We start from the raw sequence: 17,664 nt of genomic DNA, 5'->3' as shown, positions 1-17,664 counted from the left end.
CGACCACGAGTGAGATGCAGCGCTCGACGCGCCTGCCCTAGTCGTCGTCCAAAGAGGCTTTCTGATACTCAGCCAACGTCGTGCGGCGGAACTCGCGCACCGGTATTAGTTTGTCACCCAAGTTTGGAAAGCGGGCGCGGATGTAGGCTCCCTCCCGAACCCAACATCCCCTAGACGCTCCGCCATCCAGCGATGTGAGGTAGCTGACACGGTGGGGCGCGGTGCATCCGTCCTGGGCATCGGTCAACTGCAGAGCCTGAAACGGGTTCCCATCCGTGACGAACAGGACATGAGGCTCGACGTCGCAACCGAGAACGATTGTGCAACCGGCGACGACTGCGGCGACTGAAGATGTCTTCATGCCTAACTCTCCAGTCGTTGTCGGGAAAAGATGGATTGAGCGCTTTGGTGTTGCGGTCGTCAACTCCAAAGTTGTGAGGCCACGTTGCCGGGCATAGCGGGGAACCTCCGGTCTACCTCGGCCACGCACTGAGGAAGGCGACCTTCGTTGGAACGCCTACAGATTGCCTACAGGCAGTTAGAAAGAGAAAAGCCCGCTATCTTTTCGATAGCGGGCTTTTCTTGACTGCATTGGTGCCGGAGAGATGAATCGAACACCCGACCTTCTCATTACGAATGAGCTGCTCTACCGACTGAGCTACACCGGCTAAGCCTCCGATTATAGCAATCCTCAGGCGGGGTCGTGGTAGCGGGTGACGCGTTCGACTTCGTTCTTCGAGCCCAAAACAACAGCCACGCGTTCGTGCAGCTTGGTCGGCTGCAGGTCGAGGATGCGTTCTCGGCCGTTGGTGGCCATGCCGCCGGCCTGTTCGACCAGCCAACTCATCGGGTTGGCCTCGTACATCAGGCGCAGCTTGCCGGCCTTTTCGGGCTCGCGCTTGTCCCATGGGTACATGAAGATGCCGCCGCGCATCAGGATGCGGTGCACGTCGGTGACCATGCTCGCGATCCAGCGCATGTTGAAGTCCTTGTCGCGCGGGCCGGTGGTGCCGGCCAGGCATTCGTCGATGTAGCGCGTCACCGGGGCATCCCAGTGGCGCTTGTTGCTCATGTTGATCGCGAACTCCTTTGTGTCCGCCGGAATGCGCAGGTTCTCTTGCGTGAGGATGAACGAGCCCTGCTCGCGGTCCAGCGTGAACATCGCGACGCCGTCGCCCACCGTCAGCACCAGCGTGGTCTGCGGGCCGTAGACGCAGTAGCCGGCCGCCACCTGCTTGTTGCCGGCCTGCAGAAAGTCGGACTCCTGCACGCCGGGGTGGCCTTCAGGCTTCAGCAGCACGCTGAAGATGGTGCCGATGCTCACGTTCACGTCGATGTTGCTGGAGCCGTCGAGCGGGTCGAACAGCAACAGGTATTCGCCTTGCGGGTAGCGGTTGGGCACCACGTAGATGCTGTCCATCTCTTCGCTGGCCATCGCGGCCAGGTGGCCGCCCCATTCGTTGGCCTCGATCAGCACCTCGTTGGCGATGATGTCGAGCTTCTTCTGGATCTCGCCCTGCACGTTCTCGCTTTCGGCCGAGCCGAGCACGCCGCCGAGCGCGCCCTTGTTCACGGCCTGGCTGATGCTCTTGCAGGCGCGCGCGACCACTTCGAGCAGCAGGCGCAACTGCGCGGGGATCTTGCCGTCGACACGTTGTTGTTCGACGAGGTAGCGGGTCAGGGAAATGTTCTGTGCCATGTGGTGAATCAATCAGGAATGGTGGGGCGAGCCTCAATCACGCGGCTAATGCGCGGGTGACGACTTCGTGCGTGTCCTTGCTGAGGTCGGGCCGTGCAGCGATGCGTGCAATCGCCTCGCGCGCGGCGCTGCGGTAGGGCTCGGCCAGCTTGCTCCAGCGGTCGAGCGAGCGCGCCAGGCGCGCCGCCACCTGCGGGTTGATCGCATCGAGCTCGATCACGCGGTCGCTCCACCACACATAGCCGGCGGCATCCGGGCGGTGGAATGCGCCCGGGTTGGCGCTGCAGTAGCTAAAGATCACGCTGCGCGCGCGGTTCGGGTTCTTGAGCGAGAAGTCGGGGTGCTTCATGAGCTGCTTCACCAACGGCAGCACGTTGCCGCCGCGGTCCGGCGCGCCGGCCTGCAGCGAGAACCACTTGTCGATCACCAGCGCCTCGTCCTTGAAGATGGTGTGGAAGCGCGCCAACGCCTGCGCCGCCAGCGCGTGGCCCGACGACACCAGCGCGCTCAGCGCGTTGAAGCGGTCGGTCATGTTGCCGGCGTCCTTGAAGCGTTGCAGCGTCTTGCCCGGCCACACGGTGTCGCCGGAGGCACGCGCTGCGAGGCACAGGTTGGTCAGCGCCAGGCCGGCCAGTGCACGACGCCCCGCGGAGAGCGGATCGGGGCTGTAGCCGCCGGTGTCCTGGTTCTGCTCATAGGCCACCTGCCAGTCGTCGAACAGCGCGGTGGCGAGTTGGGCACGCATGCCCTCGCGCACGGCATGCACGCGCTGCGGGTCAACCACGTCGAGCTGCTCGGCAATGTAGGTTTCGGACGGGAGCGTGAGCACCAGTTCCTTGAACGCCGAATCGAGGGCAGGGTCGCGCAGCACGCTGCGCATGGCCACTACATAGGCATCGTTCAGGCTTGCGGCACCCGACACATCGGCACCCCCGACGATGAGCTGGATGGCGCTTCGCAGTGCCAGCCGTTGCCCCGCTTCCCAGCGGTTGAACGGATCGGGGTCGTTCGCCAGCAGCGTGAGCAGTTGCGTGTCGCTGTAGTCGAAGTCGAGCAGCACTGGCGCGCTGAAGCCGCGCAGGATCGACGGCACCGGTTCGCCGTCGAGGTCGGTGAAGGTCACGCTTTCGTTTTCCTGCGTGAGCACCAGGGTGCGCGTGCCGGCTGTGGCTTCGGCTTCGCCGTGCAGTTGCAGCGGCAGTGCGCGGCCGTCCTGTGCCAGCAGGCCGACGTTCACCGGAATCACGAACGGTTCCTTCACCGGCTGGCCCGGCGTCGGCGGGCAGCTTTGCGCGAAGTGGAGCGTGTAGCTGCGTGCGTCGGCGTCGTAGCTCCCGCGCGCCGCCAGGCGTGGCGTGCCGGCCTGTGCATACCAGCGCTTGAACTGCGGCAGCAGGCGCGCCAGGTGGGAATCGGGGTTGGCGTCGGCAATGGCCTGCGCAAAGTCGTCGCAGGTCACGGCCTGGCCGTCGTGGCGGTCGAAGTACAGCGTGATGCCGCGCTCGAAGCCCTTGCGGCCAACCAGCGTCTGCATCATGCGCACGACCTCGGCACCCTTTTCGTAGATGGTGACCGTGTAGAAGTTGCTGATCTCGATGTAGCTGTCGGGCCGCACCGGATGCGCCATCGGGCCTGCGTCTTCGGGGAACTGGGCAGTGCGCAATACGCGCACGTCCTCGATGCGCTTGACTGCCCGGGCCGAGGCGTCGGCGCACAAGTCCTGGCTGAACTCCTGGTCGCGGAACACCGTGAGGCCTTCCTTCAGCGAGAGCTGGAACCAGTCGCGGCAGGTCACGCGGTCGCCGCTCCAGTTGTGGAAGTACTCGTGGCCGACCACGCTTTCGATGTTGCTGTAGTCGGCGTCGGTGGCGGTGGCCTGGTTGGCGAGAACGTACTTCGTGTTGAAGATGTTCAGGCCCTTGTTCTCCATCGCGCCCATGTTGAAGTCGCTGGTGGCGACGATCATGAAGCGGTCGAGGTCGAGCGGCAGGCCGAAGCGCGCCTCGTCCCATGCGACCGAATGCACCAGCGAATTCATCGCGTGCTCGGTCTTGTCGAGGTCGCCGGCACGCACGAACACCTGCAGCAAGTGTTCCTTGCCGTTGCGCGCGGTGATGCGCTGCTCGCGCGCCACCAGCTTGCCGGCCACCAGCGCGAACAGGTAGGCGGGCTTGCGGAACGGGTCGACCCATCGGGCGAAGTGACGGCCTTCGGGCAGATCGCCGTGCTCGACCAGGTTGCCGTTCGACAGCAGCACCGGATAGGAGGCCTTGCTGGCGCGCAGCGTGACTTGGTAGCTGGCCATCACGTCGGGACGGTCCAGGAAATAGGTGATGCGGCGGAAGCCCTCGGCCTCGCACTGCGTGAAGAAGGTGTCTTCGCTCACGAACAGGCCCATCAGCTTGGTGTTCTTGGCCGGGCAGCAGGTGGTGAAGATCTCGAGCTCGAACGCGTCGGGCAGGGCGTCGATCACGAGCTGGTCGGCTTCCATGCGGAATGAAGCGCCCTGGCCGTCGACCAGCACGCGCGCGAGGTTGAGCTCGTCGCCGTCGAGCCGCAATGGCTGCACCGGCACGTCGGGATTGCGGCGCAGGCGCATGCGGTTCAGCACGCGGGTCTTGACGGGATCCAGGTCGAAGGTGAGTTCGACCGTGTCGATCCAGTAAGCCGGCGCGGTGTAGTCCTCGCGGCGCACCGCCACGGGTTGGGCATCACGCAGTTGCAGCATCGAGTGTCTCCAGAAAATTGGATTGGGCGAGCTCCTCGTAATCGCGCACGGCGGCGATCACGTGGGGCCCGGCAAGTTCGGCGGGGGTGTGGGTGCTGCAGACCGCAACGGCCCGCATGCCGCCGCGGCGTGCGGCTTCGATGCCGAACGGCGCGTCTTCGAACACGATGCAGCGCGCCGGGTCGACGCCGATGCGGCGTGCCGCTTCGAGAAAGATCGCCGGCGTCGGCTTGCCGCTCAGGCCTTCGTCGCCGCCGACGATGGCCAGGGGCAGCGGGTCCATCTTCAGGCGCGACATCGCGAACTCGATGTTGTGCCGGTCGCCGGCCGTGCCGACCGCGATCTTCAGTCCGCGCGCCACCGCTGCCTTGGCGAAGGCGTTGAAGCCCGCGACCTCGGTGAAGTTGTCGCTGAACATGTCGCGGTAGATGGTTTCTTTCTCGTGCACCAGCGCATCGCACTCGGCGTCGGAGAGCTCGCGCTCGAACAGCACGCGCATGCATTCGGTGCCGGTGCGGCCCGTGGTGCGCGCGAGCAGGTCGCTCACGTCGATCGCGATGCCGTGCCGGCGCGCGAACACCATCCACGACTTGGCGTGCCACGGCATCGAGTCGATCATGGTGCCGTCCATGTCGAAGATCAGGGCTTCGGTCTTTGCGCGCATCAGACGCCTTGCTTCAGCGAAGCCTCGATGAACACGTCGAGGTCGCCGTCGAGCACCTTCTGCGTGGCCGAGACTTCGACGTTGGTGCGCAGATCCTTGATGCGGCTGTTGTCCAGCACGTAGCTGCGGATCTGGTGGCCCCAGCCCACGTCGGTCTTGCTGTCTTCGAGCTTCTGCTGCTCTTCCTGGCGCTTGCGCATCTCGTGGTCGTACAGGCGCGAGCGCAGCCGCTTCCATGCCACGTCGCGGTTGCTGTGCTGGCTGCGGCCGTCCTGGCACTGCACCACGATGCCGGTCGGGATGTGCGTGAGCCGCACCGCCGAGTCGGTCTTGTTGATGTGCTGGCCGCCGGCGCCGCTTGCGCGGTAGGTGTCCACGCGCACGTCGGACGGGTTGATGTCGATCTCGATCGAGTCGTCGATCTCGGGGTACACGAAGATGCTCGCAAAGCTCGTGTGGCGGCCGCCCGACGAGTCGAACGGCGACTTGCGCACCAGGCGGTGCACGCCGGTTTCGGTGCGCAGCAGGCCGAATGCGTACTCGCCCTCGACCTTGATCGTGGCGCCCTTGATGCCGGCCGTGTCACCGGGCGACTCGTCCTCGATGGTGGTCTTGAAGCCCTTGCGCTCAGCGTACTTGAGGTACTGGCGCAGCAGCATGCTGGCCCAGTCGCAGGCCTCGGTGCCGCCGGCGCCGGCCTGGATGTCGACGAAGGCGTTGAGCGGGTCGGCCGGGTTGTTGAACATCCGGCGGAACTCGAGCTGCTTGATGAGGGCTTCGAGCTTGCCGGCGTCGTCGGCGATGGCCTGCAGGCCATCGACATCGCCGTCGGCCTTCGACATCTCGTAGAGCTCGGTGTTGTCCGACAGCTCGCTCGTGAGCTTGCCGATCGTCACGACCACGTCGTCGAGCGACTTCTTCTCGCGGCCCAGTTCCTGGGCCTTCTTCGGGTCGTTCCAGACCGTCGGATCTTCCAGCGATGCGTTGACCGTCCTCAGGCGTTCGGATTTGGCATCGTAGTCAAAGATACCTCCGTAAATCGACCGTGCGAACGCTCAGGTCTGCGAGGTTTGCGCCGATTTGGTTGATTTGTTCTGCGTCCATGATGATGTCCTGCTGTGTTCGGTGGCCCGGCTTGATCCGGGGGGCAACCCAGCATTTTCTCACGCTGGGCGCAGGCCCCTCAGCCCTGCATGAATCTCTCGATCAGAGCCGCCACGCGCTCCGGCTGGTCGTGGTGCAGCATGTGGCCCGCATCCTCGACGCGCGCCACGCGTGCGTCGGGCACCGACTGCAGGCGCTCGTGGTACTGCGCCAGCGTGTAGCGCCCCTTCCACCACCGGGCCAGGCTGTCGTCGGCCGCCTCCACGGCGAGCAGCGGCGCGCTGATGCGTCGGTACAGCGCCAGCACTTCGTCGAGCCGGTAGATCTGCGCGCTGCTGATCTTGTGGCCGGGTTCGCCGAGGATTTCCCACAGGCTGCCATTGCCGTCCTGGCCCGGTTTTTCGCGCGCCCAGTGGCTGGCCAGCCACTGGGCCTTGTCGGGCGTGAGGCGCGGGTTGGTCTTCATGAGCCGGCGCGCCACGCCGTCGAGCGCGGGGTAGGGCTTGAGGTCGAGCTCGCCGCGGTGCAGGCGCTTGAGCTCATCGATCCATTTGCCGTAGCGCGCGGGCGCTTCCTCCGGGTCGGCCACGGGCATGCCGAAGCCTTCGAGATTGACCAGCCGGCGAACGCGCTGCGGCCGCACGCCGCTGTAGAGCATCGACACGTTGCCGCCCATGCTGTGGCCGACCAGGTCGACGGCGGTGTCGCCCGCGCACTGGTCGAGCAGGTCATCCAGGTCGGCCATGTAGTCGCCCATGATGTAGTGGTCGGCACCGCATTCGGTAAGGCCGAAGCCGCGCCAGTCGGGCGCGATCACGTGGCGGTCTTCGGCAAAGGCGTCGACCACGAACTGCCACGACGCGGCCACGTCCATCCAGCCGTGCAGCAGCACCAGCGGTGGCCGGCCCGGCGTCGGCTCGCCCCACGAAAGGACGTGATAGCGCAGGCCGCGCACCGGAATGAATTCGCTTTTGAAAGGTCGGCGGGGCTGGTACATGCGGCCGATCATAAGAACAAGAGGGCGACCGCGCAGACACGCAAAGCTCAGGTTTCTGGCGGCCTGAAGCAGGAAGGAGTGCAGGGCGGTAGCATTTCGCCCATGCAAAAAATCCAACTCGGTCAAAGCGACCTGCACGTCACCCCCATCTGCCTCGGCACCATGACCTTCGGTGAACAGGTCAACGAGGCCACCGCCCACCAGATCCTGAGCCGTTCGCTCGAACGTGGCGTCGACTTCATCGACACGGCCGAGATGTACGCGGTGCCCGCGCGCAAGGAAACCTTCGGCGCCACCGAAGCCATCATCGGCAACTGGTTTGCGAAGAACCCGGGCTTGCGCCAGAAGGTCACGCTCGCCACCAAGGTGGCGGGCCCCTCGCGCGGCATGCCGTGGGTGCGCGAAGGCGGCGGCATGACGCCGGCCGACATCGTGGCCTCATGCGACGCGAGCCTGAAGCGCCTGCAAACCGACGTGATCGACCTCTACCAGATCCACTGGCCCGAGCGCCATGTGCCGGCCTTCGGCAACATCTACTACGACCCGGCCAGGGAAACATCGAAGACCTCGATCCACGCGCAGCTCGATGCATTGGCCGGGCTCGTGAAGGCCGGCAAGGTGCGTGCGATCGGCCTCTCGAACGAAACCCCGTACGGCGTGCACGAGTTCGTGCGCCTTGCCGAGCAGCACAGCCTGCCGCGCGTCGCGACGGTGCAGAACGTGTACTGCCTGGTGAGCCGCGCGCTCGAGAACGGGCTGGACGAGACCATGCATCGCCTCGGCGTGTCGCTGCTCGCGTATTCGCCGCTGGCCTTCGGCCTGCTGACCGGCAAGTACGACCAGGGCGGCACCGAAGGCCCCGATGCGCCCAAGGGCGCCCGCATCTCGAGCTACGAGTCGGTGCGCAAGCAGCGCTGGGGCCGGCCCGACGCGCTGAACGCAGCCCGCCGCTACAACCAGCTGGCGCGCGACAACGGCATGACGCCCACCAGGCTTGCACTGGCGTTCTGCTACACCAAGTGGCAGGTCGCCAGCACGATCATCGGCGTGACTTCGCTGGCGCAGCTGGACGAAGACCTCGATGCGTACGGCACCAAGCTGTCGGCGGAGCTGCTGGCAGAGATCGACAAGATCCGCTGGGACATCCGCGATCCTGCGATGTGAGCAAGAAGCAGCACGCGTGACGCTGCCCGGCACAAAGCCGGTGCAGTGCGCGCTGGCAGAATGAGCGACCTTTTTTCCGGACGGAGCCCACGTTGACTTTTCATTGGCCGTCTCTCGTCGCCATCCTCGCTTCGTACCTGCTCGGCTCACTCTCCTTCGCGGTGATCGTGAGCAAGGCGTTCGGCATGGCAGACCCGCGCAGCTACGGCAGCAAGAACCCCGGGGCGACCAACGTACTGCGCTCGGGCAACAAGGCGGCCGCGCTGGCCACGCTGGTGCTCGACGCGGTCAAGGGCTGGCTGCCGGTGTTCCTGATCCAGCAGTTCGGCGCGGCTTGGGGGCTCGATACCGGCGTTGCCGCGCTGGCAGGGCTGGCCGCGTTCCTCGGGCACCTGTATCCGGTGTTCTTCGGCTTTCAGGGCGGCAAGGGCGTGGCAACGGCGGCTGGCGTACTGCTCGGCCTGAGCTGGCTGCTGGGCCTGGCGACGGGCGGCACCTGGCTGATCATTGCGCTGTTCTTCCGCTACTCGTCGCTCGCCTCGCTGGTGGCGGCGTTCTTTGCGCCGGCCTACTACCTGATCGGCGGCGGCATCGCTTGGCCGTTCAGCCGCACGGCCCTCATGGCCATGATCGTGATGAGCCTGCTGCTCGCATGGCGGCACCGCGAAAACATCCGCCGGCTGATCGCCGGCACCGAGTCGAAGCTTGGCTCGAAGAAAACCACTGAAAGAACAACACCATGACAGAACTCCAACGTTTTCACGTCGGCCCTCGCCTGAGCGAGATGGCGATCCACAACGGCACCGTCTACCTGGCCGGCCAGGTGCCCGACGATACGACGCTGGACATGCGCGGCCAGACCGCGCAGGTGCTGGCCATGATCGATCGCCTGCTGGCCGAGGCCGGCAGCGACAAGACGCGCATGCTGATGGTGCAGATCTTCCTGCCCGACATCGGCGACATCGTGGCGATGAACGAGGTGTGGGACGCCTGGGTAGCACCGGGCCACACGCCCCCGCGCGCCACGGTGCAGGCCAAGCTGGCCAACCCGGCCTACAAGATCGAAGTGGTTGTGACGGCCGCGAAGGCCTAGTACCGCTTTTCCAGGACCATCTGGTCGGAGTCGCGCCGCATCGAGAAGCGGCCGATGAAGCTGTTGCCCAGCAGCACGAAGGGCATCGGCTGTGGCGACACGATCGCGTCGACGTCGTAGACCTCGACATCGCCGACCCGCACCGACGACAGCCGAACCCGGAACCCCTGCGCCACGCCGTTGGCCGTGTTCATGCGCACCGGCTGGCCCTTCTCGAAGTCGAGCCCGATGCGTTGCGCGTCCGCCGCCGAAAGGGCGACCGTGGTGGCGCCGGTGTCCAGCATGAAACTCACCGGCCGGCCATTGATGGAGCCCGCCGCCATGAAATGCCCGCGGCCATCGACCGGCAACACGATGCGCGTACCGGTCGCACGGCTGCCGCCACCACCGCCCACGCTCACGGGCGAATCCATGCGCAGGCCGAGGCGCTGGCCGCCCATTTCGACCTGTGCCTGGTCAGGCTGAACGGATACCACGCGCACGCCCTGGTACGTTTCGCCGATGGCCACAGTCTTGGGCGCGCCGCCATTCACGATGAGGATGGCACGGCTGCCGATCGTCCCCGTGAGCATCACCGAGCCGGACTGCGCCGCGGCCAATCCGCCAAGCAACGCGAAGGCGGTGCAGAGCCCAGTTCGCAGAACACCGCGGAACCGGCTCCGCCGGTCCGCCGGTGTTGCCCCCGGCAGGGGGTTGGCGAAAGCGACACGAAGTGCGCGAAGCCTGGGGGCGAGCAACATACTAGTCGCGAAAGTTGTTGAAGGTGAGCGGCATCTCGGGCAGATCCTTCTTGATCAGCGCCATCGCCGCCTGCAGGTCGTCGCGCTTGGCGCCGGTCACGCGCACCGCGTCGCCCTGGATCGCCGCCTGCACCTTCATCTTGCTGTCCTTGATGAGGCGCGTGATCTTCTTGGCCTGTTCGGTCTCGATGCCGCTCTTGACCTTGATCACCAGCTTGACCTTGTCGCCGCCGATCTTCTGCACGTCGCCCTTGTCGAGATAGCGCACGTCCACGCTGCGCTTGGTGAGCTTGTTGCGCAGGATGTCTTCGACCTGCACCAGCTGGAAATCGGCGTCGCCGATCAGCGTGATGTCCTTGTCCTTGAGCTCGATCGCAGCGGCCGTGCCCTTGAAATCGAAGCGTGTGCCGATTTCCTTGGCCGTGTTCTCCACGGCGTTCTTGACCTCGGGCAGGTTGGGTTCGCAAACGGTGTCGAAAGACGGCATGAAGACTCCTGGATGGCACAAGCTGAATGCGACAATTCTCCCATGATCGTGGAGTCCAACGTCCCGCTGCAGCCCTACAACAGCTTCGGCATCGTCGCGCGTGCGCAGCATCTGGCGCGCATCGCCAGCGAGGCCGACGTGGCGGCGCTGCTGGCCGACCCGCAGTGGCGCACGGCGCCCAAGTTCGTGCTCGGTGGCGGCAGCAACATCGTGCTGACCGGCGACGTCAAGCCGCTGGTGCTCAAGGTCGAGATCAAGGGGCGGCGCCTGGTTGAAGAAACACCGCGGGCCTGGATCGTCGAGGTCGGCGCCGGCGAGAACTGGCACGAAACGGTCGAGTGGACGGTCGACAACGGCTTTCCGGGGCTCGAAAACCTGGCGCTGATTCCGGGCACGGTCGGCGGCTCGCCAGTGCAGAACATCGGCGCCTATGGCGTCGAGCTGCAAGACCGCTTCGAGTCGCTCGACGCCATCGCGCTCGACACCGGCCGCGCTTTCACGCTCGACGCCGCGCAGTGCGCGTTCGGCTACCGCGACTCGGTATTCAAGCACGTGGCCAGCGGCAGCAACAGCTTCGGCCTCGCGGGCCGGGCCCTCATCACGCGCGTGCGCTTTCGCCTGCCGAAGCCGTGGAAGGCGGTCATGGGCTATGTCGACCTCGAGCGCAAGATGGCCGAAACCGGCAACTTCACGCCCGATGCGCGCGAGATATTCGACTGGGTTTGCGCGATCCGCCGGGCCAAGCTGCCCGACTGGCGCGTGCTCGGCAACGCCGGCAGCTTCTTCAAGAACCCGACCGTCACGCCCGAGCAGTGCGCCGACATCATCGCGCGCGACCCAAAGATCGTGCACTACCCGATGGCCGACGGCAGCATCAAGCTGGCGGCCGGCTGGCTCATCGACGCCTGCGGCTGGAAGGGCAAGTCGGTCGGCAACGCAGGTGTCTACGAGCGCCAGGCGCTGGTGCTGGTGAACCGCGGCGGCCAGGCCCATCCGGTCACGGGTGGCGAAGTGATGACGCTGGCCAAGGCGATCCAGACCAGCGTCTACGAGCGCTTCGGCATCCGGCTCGAGCCGGAGCCGGTGGTCGTCTGAAAAAGATCAACAACAAGAGGGGTTCGGATTCATGAAGAAAGCAGCAGTGGCGGCCGCGCTGGTCGTCCTGGTTGGTGGCGCGTACCTGGGCGCGACCGCCTACACCGGCCACCGGATCGCAGCCGCCTATGACGCCCGCGTGGCGAAGCTGGAACAGCAGCTCCCGTTCCTGAGGGTGGTCGATCGCCAGACCGACAAGGGCCTGTTCTCGTCCACCTATTCGGGCAGCGTGCGCATCGGTTGCGTGCCGGACGCCGCCGGTGGCAAGGCCGGCAAGCCGCTGCTGATCGGCTTCCGGGACCAAGTGCGGCACGGCCCGCTGCCAGGCTTTGCTGGCTTCGGCGCGGCGGTGATCGAGTCGCAGATCGTGTTGCCCGACGAGGTGCCGGAGCCTTTGCGCAAGTACCTGGCCGGCATGAAGCCGCAGGACATCCGCACCGCTGTCGGATATGGCGGCGACTACAAGACGGCGCTGCGCCTGCCGGCTGGCGACTACGCCTTGCCCGCCGGCCAGTTGAGCTGGCCCGAGGTACATGCCACCGGCAGCGGCCGGCTCGACGCCAGCGCCTCTGCGTTCGAGGGTCATCTGCCCGAGATCGCATTCCGCGGCACCGACAACGCCGATGCCAAAGGCCTCAACTTCAAGCTGGTCAACCTGCGCTGGCAGGGCGCGAACAAGGGCGAGGGCAACTTCTGGCTGCGCCCCGGCACCAGCAGCATGGAGATCGAGCGCCTGGAACTGCTGGGCGACAGCGGTGGCAAGGCGATCTCGGCGCAGGTGGGCAAGATCAAGTACCTGACCGAGCTCGGTGCCGACAAGGACTTGCTGAACGCCAAAGCCACGATCACGGCCGACGCCACGTTGCAGATCGGCGCCGATGCCAAGCCGATCCAGCTCGACAACATCGAGTTCCAGGAATCGATCAAGCGCTTGCACGGGCCGACCTTGCAGAAGGTGCTGGACGCCTCGATGGCCGAGCTGTCGACTTGCGGCGCTGGAGGCGAACCCGCTGTCGATTCGGCGGCGCGCGGCCAGGAAATGCTGCGAATGCTGGCCCAACTGCTGCCCTACGCACCCGAAATCTCGGTCGACAAGCTGGCGCTGAGCTACGAGGGCCAACGCGGCGAGCTGTCTTACGCGGTGAGCGCGCCCGGCCTCACTGCCAAGGACATCGAAGCGCCCGGCGCCCTGCAGGGCAAGCTGCAACAAAACCTGGTGCTGCGGGCCGATGCCAAGCTGCCCGTCGCCTGGGTCGAGCAACTCGGCACGCGCGGCGGCGACGCAGCCGGTGCCGCACAGCGGGTGGCGCAGGCCAACACCATGCTCGACCTGGCGATCGGCAAGGGCTTCGTGGTGCGGGACGGCGACCATGTGACCAGCAAGGTGCTAGTCGAGCGCGGCGCCATCCTCATCAACGACAAGCCCTTCGGCGGGCGCTGACGGCCATGCACGTGCTGCCCGAGCTCAACTTTCGTCGGCGCATCGCGCTGCTGGTGTGGTCGCGCAGGGCGTTGTGGTTGCCCTGCATAGGCGCACTGCTGGTGTGGCGAACCGGTTTCGCCTTCTGGCTCACGGTCGTCTTCGCGGTGCTGCTGTCGGGCGCATTGAAGGCCTGGGAAACCAGCCTGCGCCGCCAGTTCATTCGAGAGGCCGAGTTTCCGCGCTTCATCGCGGGCAAGCTGGTCGCGGCCTATCCACAGCTCACGCTGCGCGACACCGACCTGGTGCTGCGCGGGCTGCGCCAGTTTTTCATGGCGCATCTGCGTTCGGGCCGCAAGTTCGTGGCGATGCCGTCGAAGCTGGCCGACGAGGCCTGGCACGAGTACATCCTCCACACGCAGGGCTACCAGCGCTGGTGTTTGGCGGCTTTCGGTGGGCTGCTGCACCACACGCCGGCCGAGGTGCTGGGCCGCGATGCGCGGCGCAACGACGGCTTGCGCCGCACCTGGTACTGGGCCTGCAAGGAGGAAAGCATCGACCCGCGCAAGCCGACCCGGCTGCCGTTGCTGTTTGCGCTCGATGCCAAGTTCGACGTGGCGGGTGGCTTCAAATACACGCCCGACTGCAAGGCGATCGACCAGGCCAGTGGCTCCGACGCCCACTGCGGAAGCAGCTTCAGTGATTCGTCTTCGGGTTCGGGCGACGCGGGCGGCTTCGGCGGCAGCGAATCGTCGTCGTCAGACGGCGGGGGAGGCGGTGACGGCGACGGGGGTTCGGGCTGCGGCGGGGGCTGCGGAGGCGGCGGCGGGGACTGAGGGCCTCAACCGAAGTGGCAGATGTAGCTGTAAGGCTCGCCGGTCACACGGATCTGGAACGACGAATCGCCCGGCACGCTGAACTTCTGGCCGACACCGGACTTCTGCCATTCGGTGCTGCCACTCAACAGGTATTCGCAGGCGCCACCGGTGCCTTCCATGATCTCCGGGGCGCCGGTATTGAAGGTCAGCGTCGACGGCAGGATCACGCCGACCGATTTGCGGGTGCCGTCGGCAAGCGTGAGGCTGTGGCTCACGCACTTGCCGTCGAAATAAACATTGGCCTTGGTGGCCACGGCCACGCTGTTCAGGGTTTCGGTCATGCCCCCGATTTTAAGCAGCGCGTGCGGGCTCAGCGCCAGCCGCGGTGCCAGCCGCGCGAGTAGCCGAAGTTGAGCGAGAGTCCGACCGGCGGCCCGACGTAGTAGGGCGCGGCGTAGCCGTAGGCCGGTTGCACGTACACCGGCGGCGCATAGACCGGAGCGCCGTACACCGGGGCCGGCGCGCCACCGGCACCGACCACCATGCCGGGCTCGGGCACCACGCTGTCCCAGGGCGAGCCGCCGCCGCTGCCGTTGTCGACGATCTGCGGCTGGTCGGGTACCGGCGAGGTGGTCACGCCGAGCGGGCTCACCTGCAGCGGGATGGTGCGGCCGGGCGGGCTGTCCATGCGAGTGGTGTACTGGTGGCCCGCGTATTCGTAGGTCACGCTGTAGCTGGTCTGGCCGTTGCCGTCGCGGATCGGCGTGCTCGAAATGACGCGGCCTGCTGCTTCTTGCGCCTGGGCCAGGCCGGCAGCGCCGCCAAGTGCGGCAACAAGGGCGAGGCCGATGGCGGCACGGGATCGGATGCTCATGAAATAACTCCTTAAAACGCGGAAGTTCCGCATGTCAGGCCGGTTGGACGCAATCCGGTGCGCCGGGTTCACTGCTTCACATTGCCTTCGGAATACGCCGCCCATTGCGCGGCGTCGAAGCCGACCGTGGCCTGCATGCCGGGCCGCCATTCGACCACCGGACGCTTGATCAGGGTCGGGTGTGCGACCAGCACCGCCCGGGCCGAGGCCGCGTCGACCACCGATTCCCGCGTGGCCGCGTCGAGTTGCCGCCAGGTGGTGCCGCGCCGGTTGACCAGCGTCTCCCAGCCCGGGGCCTGCAGCCAGCGGTCGAGTGCGTCGTCGGGCAGGCCGTTCTTGCGGAAATCGTGGAACTGGTAGGCCACGCCCTGCGCGTCGAGCCAGGCGCGAGCCCGTTTCACCGTGTCGCAGTTGGGGATGCCAAATAAGGTTGTTGTCATACCGGAATGATGCCGTGATGCCCGGTCGGCGACAATGCCGCCCTCCATGGAAACCCTCGCCGACTGGCTTGCGCACTGCGAGCAACTGCATTCCAAGAACATCGAACTCGGTCTGGATCGCGTGCGCGCCGTCGCGGAACGGCTCGGCCTGGCCTTCGGCTGCCCCGTGATCACGGTGGCCGGCACCAACGGCAAGGGCTCGACCTGCGCCATGCTCGAGTCGATCCTGCGCCACGCGGGCTACCGCACCGGGGTCTACAGCTCGCCGCACCTGGTGCACTTCGAGGAGCGCCTGCGGCTCGCGGGCGAGTCGGTGGCGGCCACGGCACTGCTGCCCCATTTCGAGGCGGTGGAGCGCGCGCGCGAGAGCACCTCGCTGACCTATTTCGAGTTCACCACGCTGGCGCTGCTGCGCTGCATGGCGGCGAGCGGCGTGGAAGTGGCGATCCTCGAGGTCGGCCTGGGCGGCCGGCTGGACGCGGTGAACATCATCGACCCCGACTGCGCCATCATCACCAGCATCGACCTCGACCACATGGACTTTCTGGGGCCCGATCGCGAAAGCATCGGCTTCGAGAAGGCCGGCATCCTGCGTGCCGGGCGCCCCGCGATCGTGAGCGACCCGATGCCGCCAGCCAGCGTGATCGACCATGCGCGCGCCATCGGCGCCGACCTGTGGCGCTTCGGCCACGACTTCAATGTCTCGGGCGACAAGCAGCAATGGGGCTGGAGCGGCCGCGGCGCGGGCGGCGGCAACCGGCGCTACAGCGGGCTGGCCTATCCGGCGCTGCGCGGCGCCAACCAGTTGATCAATGCGGCTGGCGTGCTGGCGGCGCTCGAGGCGCTGCGGCCGAAGCTGCCGATCACGGCGCAGGCGGTGCGCACCGGGCTCGCGATGGTCGAGCTGCCGGGCCGCTTCCAGCTGGTGCCCGGCCAGCCGGCGCTGGTGCTTGATGTGGCGCACAACGCGCATGCGGTCGCCGCGCTGGCCGAAAACCTCGACGCGATGGGTTTCTTTCCGACCACCCACGCGGTGTTCGGTGTGATGGCCGACAAGGATCTCGATCCGATCTTCGCGCGCATCGGGCCGCTGATCGACCGCTGGTACTTCACCGACCTGCCCACCCCCCGGGCTGCACCGGCCGACGAATTGCTCGCACGCTGGCAGGCGCAGAACACGCGCGGCGATGCGTCCGGCATGGTGTGCGCCAGCCCGATGGAGGCGCTGCAGGCGGCCATCGATCGCGCAGACCCCGCTGATAGAATCGTGGTCTTCGGATCGTTCTTCACGGTCGGCGGCGTGCTCGCAAACGGCACGCCCCGTCTGCAAGCCAAACACCTGCTGCCAGATGCCTGAAACGGCCTGATTTCCGGCGCTTTTTCACACCACGCTGCAATCCATCAGGGATCCAAACTTCATGGCGTTTTTCAAGTTCCGCGCACGCGGCCCGCAGGCCAACGAAGGGCGCAGTCCGCCCGCGGCGGTTCCGGCGGAAAGCGTCGAGGCGATGCGCCGGCGGGCGCGCCACCGGCTGCTCGGCGCAGCGGTACTGGTGCTGGTCGGCGTGGTCGGGTTCCCGCTGCTGTTCGACACGCAGCCGCGGCCGATTTCGGTCGACATCCCGATCGAGGTGCCCGACCGCAACAAGGTCAAGCCGCTGACACTGCCGGCCGCACCGGCGCCCACGACATCCGCAGCGCCCGCCAACGACGCGGCGAGCCGTGTGGCGGCCGCGCCCGCTGCGGGCGGAATGATCACGGAGTCGTCCGACGGCAACGAGATCGTGCCGTCGAGGCCGATGCCTGACGCACCGCCCCCTGTGGCGGCGAAGCCCGAGCCGAAACCCGAAGCCAAACCCGAACCGAAGCCGGCGCCCAAGCCGGAGCGCAAGCCCGAGGTCAAGGTCGAAGCAAAGCCCGAACCGAAACCGGAGCGCAAGCCCGAAGTGAAGGCCGAAGCCAAACCCGAGCCAAAGCCTGCCGAGCCAAAGCCGGCCAAGCCCGCCAAGCCGGCTACTGCCGACGACGGCGTGCGGGCCCGTGCGCTGCTGGACGGCCGCGGCGCCGATACCACGGCTGCCAAGCCGGCCGCGGCCTCCGACGACTCCGGCCGTTTCGTGGTGCAGGTCGGCGCCTTCTCCGATGCGGACAAGGCGCGCGAAGTGCGCCAGAAGCTCGAAAAAGCCGGATTGAAGACCTACACCAGCGTCGCGAAAACAGCCGACGGCGAGCGCACGCGTGTGCGGGTCGGCCCGTTCGGTAGCCGCGCCGATGCCGACAAGGCGGCGGCCAAGGTCAAGGGCCTGGCGTTGTCGGCGGCTGTGCTCACGCTGTAGGCGTG

General features: G+C 66.6%; 19 protein-coding genes and 1 tRNA gene. 8 read left to right on the top strand and 12 right to left on the bottom strand.

Going from position 1 to position 17,664, the window contains the following annotated elements:
* Positions 1–37: 37 nt before the first annotated feature.
* From QTI05_RS00425 to QTI05_RS00395, 7 genes are all read right to left on the bottom strand, one after another.
* Positions 38–361: a hypothetical protein gene (locus QTI05_RS00425; protein ID WP_286542795.1), complete on the bottom strand. Its 324-nt coding sequence runs from the start codon at positions 359–361 to the stop codon at positions 38–40.
* Positions 362–592: 231 nt separating this feature from the next.
* Positions 593–668: transfer RNA gene (locus tag QTI05_RS00420), tRNA-Thr, on the bottom strand.
* A gap of 23 nt (positions 669–691) precedes the next feature.
* On the bottom strand, positions 692–1,699 hold the full coding sequence (locus QTI05_RS00415; RefSeq protein ID WP_286622487.1) for a class 1 fructose-bisphosphatase: 1,008 nt from the start codon (positions 1,697–1,699) through the stop codon (positions 692–694).
* A gap of 37 nt (positions 1,700–1,736) precedes the next feature.
* Complete coding sequence (pepN, locus tag QTI05_RS00410) at positions 1,737–4,427, bottom strand: aminopeptidase N (RefSeq protein WP_286622485.1); 2,691 nt, start codon at positions 4,425–4,427, stop codon at positions 1,737–1,739.
* Positions 4,411–5,091, bottom strand: coding sequence for an HAD family hydrolase (locus QTI05_RS00405; RefSeq protein ID WP_286622484.1), 681 nt, complete (start codon positions 5,089–5,091; stop codon positions 4,411–4,413). Before QTI05_RS00405 ends, pepN begins: the two co-directional genes overlap by 17 nt.
* Positions 5,091–6,195, bottom strand: a protein-coding gene (gene prfB, locus QTI05_RS00400; protein ID WP_286542800.1) for a peptide chain release factor 2 whose coding sequence is annotated in 2 segments (ribosomal slippage) — positions 5,091–6,113 and positions 6,115–6,195 — 1,104 coding nt in all. Because the reading frame shifts where the segments join, the coding sequence is not laid out codon by codon here. The genes QTI05_RS00405 and prfB overlap by 1 nt, the downstream gene beginning before the upstream one ends.
* 79 nt (positions 6,196–6,274) lie before the next feature.
* Positions 6,275–7,192 carry an alpha/beta fold hydrolase gene (locus tag QTI05_RS00395; RefSeq protein WP_286622483.1) on the bottom strand — a complete coding sequence of 306 codons (918 nt, stop codon included), beginning with the start codon at positions 7,190–7,192 and terminating at the stop codon, positions 6,275–6,277.
* Between the two features lie 102 nt (positions 7,193–7,294).
* Between QTI05_RS00395 and QTI05_RS00390 the strand changes: the two genes are divergently transcribed.
* From QTI05_RS00390 to QTI05_RS00380, 3 genes are all read left to right on the top strand, one after another.
* Entirely contained in the window at positions 7,295–8,356 is a 1,062-nt protein-coding gene (locus QTI05_RS00390) for an aldo/keto reductase (protein ID WP_286542803.1), read from the top strand.
* Between the two features lie 92 nt (positions 8,357–8,448).
* A complete protein-coding gene (plsY, locus tag QTI05_RS00385; RefSeq protein WP_286622481.1) occupies positions 8,449–9,099 on the top strand; it encodes a glycerol-3-phosphate 1-O-acyltransferase PlsY in 651 nt (216 codons plus the stop codon).
* Positions 9,096–9,449 carry a RidA family protein gene (locus tag QTI05_RS00380; protein WP_286622480.1) on the top strand — a complete coding sequence of 118 codons (354 nt, stop codon included), beginning with the start codon at positions 9,096–9,098 and terminating at the stop codon, positions 9,447–9,449. Before plsY ends, QTI05_RS00380 begins: the two co-directional genes overlap by 4 nt.
* Here the strand turns inward: QTI05_RS00380 and QTI05_RS00375 are convergent.
* Positions 9,446–10,021, bottom strand: a complete 576-nt coding sequence (locus QTI05_RS00375) for a retropepsin-like aspartic protease family protein (protein WP_286623320.1) — start codon at positions 10,019–10,021, stop codon at positions 9,446–9,448. The genes QTI05_RS00380 and QTI05_RS00375 overlap by 4 nt on opposite strands.
* Before the next feature lie 169 nt (positions 10,022–10,190).
* Entirely contained in the window at positions 10,191–10,676 is a 486-nt protein-coding gene (locus tag QTI05_RS00370) for a YajQ family cyclic di-GMP-binding protein (protein WP_286542807.1), read from the bottom strand.
* Positions 10,677–10,718: 42 nt separating this feature from the next.
* Here QTI05_RS00370 and murB point away from each other — a divergent pair, with 42 nt between their 5' ends.
* The 3 genes from murB to QTI05_RS00355 are packed head-to-tail and all read left to right on the top strand — an operon-like array spanning position 10,719 to position 14,027.
* Positions 10,719–11,771, top strand: a complete 1,053-nt coding sequence (gene murB, locus QTI05_RS00365; protein ID WP_286622478.1) for a UDP-N-acetylmuramate dehydrogenase — start codon at positions 10,719–10,721, stop codon at positions 11,769–11,771.
* A gap of 31 nt (positions 11,772–11,802) precedes the next feature.
* Positions 11,803–13,212: a YdgA family protein gene (locus QTI05_RS00360; protein ID WP_286622477.1), complete on the top strand. Its 1,410-nt coding sequence runs from the start codon at positions 11,803–11,805 to the stop codon at positions 13,210–13,212.
* Positions 13,213–13,217: 5 nt separating this feature from the next.
* Positions 13,218–14,027, top strand: a complete 810-nt coding sequence (locus QTI05_RS00355; protein ID WP_286542811.1) for a glycine-rich domain-containing protein — start codon at positions 13,218–13,220, stop codon at positions 14,025–14,027.
* A gap of 5 nt (positions 14,028–14,032) precedes the next feature.
* Here QTI05_RS00355 and ppnP read toward each other — a convergent pair whose 3' ends face one another.
* From ppnP to QTI05_RS00340, 3 genes are all read right to left on the bottom strand, one after another.
* Positions 14,033–14,350, bottom strand: a complete 318-nt coding sequence (gene ppnP, locus QTI05_RS00350) for a pyrimidine/purine nucleoside phosphorylase (protein WP_286542813.1) — start codon at positions 14,348–14,350, stop codon at positions 14,033–14,035.
* A gap of 29 nt (positions 14,351–14,379) precedes the next feature.
* Positions 14,380–14,883, bottom strand: coding sequence for a hypothetical protein (locus QTI05_RS00345; protein ID WP_286622476.1), 504 nt, complete (start codon positions 14,881–14,883; stop codon positions 14,380–14,382).
* Between the two features lie 68 nt (positions 14,884–14,951).
* Positions 14,952–15,323 (bottom strand): ArsC family reductase, encoded by a 372-nt coding sequence (locus tag QTI05_RS00340; RefSeq protein ID WP_286622475.1) that lies wholly within the window; start codon positions 15,321–15,323, stop codon positions 14,952–14,954.
* Positions 15,324–15,357: 34 nt separating this feature from the next.
* Here QTI05_RS00340 and folC point away from each other — a divergent pair, with 34 nt between their 5' ends.
* A complete protein-coding gene (gene folC, locus QTI05_RS00335; protein WP_286622474.1) occupies positions 15,358–16,680 on the top strand; it encodes a bifunctional tetrahydrofolate synthase/dihydrofolate synthase in 1,323 nt (440 codons plus the stop codon).
* Between the two features lie 61 nt (positions 16,681–16,741).
* Entirely contained in the window at positions 16,742–17,659 is a 918-nt protein-coding gene (locus tag QTI05_RS00330; protein ID WP_286622473.1) for an SPOR domain-containing protein, read from the top strand.
* Positions 17,660–17,664: the final 5 nt, after the last annotated feature.

The organism is Variovorax fucosicus, assembly GCF_030316825.1.
GTDB classification, from domain to species: domain Bacteria; phylum Pseudomonadota; class Gammaproteobacteria; order Burkholderiales; family Burkholderiaceae_C; genus Variovorax; species Variovorax fucosicus.
Note: the sequence above shows the minus strand (reverse complement) of the source record. Positions and strands in the feature narration are given on the sequence as shown.

Bases quoted from the DNA above. Each gene is read 5' to 3' on its own strand.
- QTI05_RS00425 (WP_286542795.1), bottom strand. From the start codon at position 361: ATGAAGACATCTTCAGTCGCCGCAGTCGTCGCCGGTTGCACAATCGTT.
- QTI05_RS00415 (WP_286622487.1), bottom strand. From the start codon at position 1,699: ATGGCACAGAACATTTCCCTGACCCGCTACCTCGTCGAACAACAACGT.
- pepN (WP_286622485.1), bottom strand. From the start codon at position 4,427: ATGCTGCAACTGCGTGATGCCCAACCCGTGGCGGTGCGCCGCGAGGAC.
- QTI05_RS00405 (WP_286622484.1), bottom strand. From the start codon at position 5,091: ATGCGCGCAAAGACCGAAGCCCTGATCTTCGACATGGACGGCACCATG.
- QTI05_RS00395 (WP_286622483.1), bottom strand. From the start codon at position 7,192: ATGTACCAGCCCCGCCGACCTTTCAAAAGCGAATTCATTCCGGTGCGC.
- QTI05_RS00390 (WP_286542803.1), top strand. From the start codon at position 7,295: ATGCAAAAAATCCAACTCGGTCAAAGCGACCTGCACGTCACCCCCATC.
- QTI05_RS00380 (WP_286622480.1), top strand. From the start codon at position 9,096: ATGACAGAACTCCAACGTTTTCACGTCGGCCCTCGCCTGAGCGAGATG.
- QTI05_RS00375 (WP_286623320.1), bottom strand. From the start codon at position 10,021: ATGCTCACGGGGACGATCGGCAGCCGTGCCATCCTCATCGTGAATGGC.
- QTI05_RS00370 (WP_286542807.1), bottom strand. From the start codon at position 10,676: ATGCCGTCTTTCGACACCGTTTGCGAACCCAACCTGCCCGAGGTCAAG.
- murB (WP_286622478.1), top strand. From the start codon at position 10,719: ATGATCGTGGAGTCCAACGTCCCGCTGCAGCCCTACAACAGCTTCGGC.
- QTI05_RS00360 (WP_286622477.1), top strand. From the start codon at position 11,803: ATGAAGAAAGCAGCAGTGGCGGCCGCGCTGGTCGTCCTGGTTGGTGGC.
- QTI05_RS00355 (WP_286542811.1), top strand. From the start codon at position 13,218: ATGCACGTGCTGCCCGAGCTCAACTTTCGTCGGCGCATCGCGCTGCTG.
- ppnP (WP_286542813.1), bottom strand. From the start codon at position 14,350: ATGACCGAAACCCTGAACAGCGTGGCCGTGGCCACCAAGGCCAATGTT.
- QTI05_RS00345 (WP_286622476.1), bottom strand. From the start codon at position 14,883: ATGAGCATCCGATCCCGTGCCGCCATCGGCCTCGCCCTTGTTGCCGCA.
- QTI05_RS00340 (WP_286622475.1), bottom strand. From the start codon at position 15,323: ATGACAACAACCTTATTTGGCATCCCCAACTGCGACACGGTGAAACGG.
- folC (WP_286622474.1), top strand. From the start codon at position 15,358: ATGCCGCCCTCCATGGAAACCCTCGCCGACTGGCTTGCGCACTGCGAG.
- QTI05_RS00330 (WP_286622473.1), top strand. From the start codon at position 16,742: ATGGCGTTTTTCAAGTTCCGCGCACGCGGCCCGCAGGCCAACGAAGGG.